Source organism: Fluviispira multicolorata (assembly GCF_009208585.1).
Classification (GTDB): domain Bacteria; phylum Bdellovibrionota_B; class Oligoflexia; order Silvanigrellales; family Silvanigrellaceae; genus Silvanigrella; species Silvanigrella multicolorata.
This window is the reverse complement of record NZ_WFLN01000024.1, coordinates 1-232: the sequence shown is the minus strand read 5'-3', so window position 1 is coordinate 232 and position 232 is coordinate 1. Positions and strand designations below refer to the sequence as shown.

At 31.5% G+C, this 232-nt stretch carries 1 protein-coding gene; it reads right to left on the bottom strand.

What is annotated here, in order from left to right:
* A partial coding sequence (tnpA, locus tag GCL57_RS14710) for an IS200/IS605 family transposase (protein WP_152214110.1) occupies positions 1–232 on the bottom strand: 232 nt, incomplete at both ends.

Here is a 232-nt window from a genome sequence, read left to right as displayed (position 1 = left end):
AATAAGTTCCCAAAACTCTTTTCTAATAAAATAAGAAGATTTCCCTTTTAGTTTGCTAACAACAATTGCAACAGAGTGTTTTGGGGGAATGCTAACAAGAATGTGCACGTGATCGTCTTCACCATTAAATTCGATTAATTCGCAATCTATTTGTTCGCATGTTTCTTTAAAAATAATCTTAGTACGTTCAAGAATTTCTTTTGTAAAAACTCCACGTCTGTATTTTGTAACA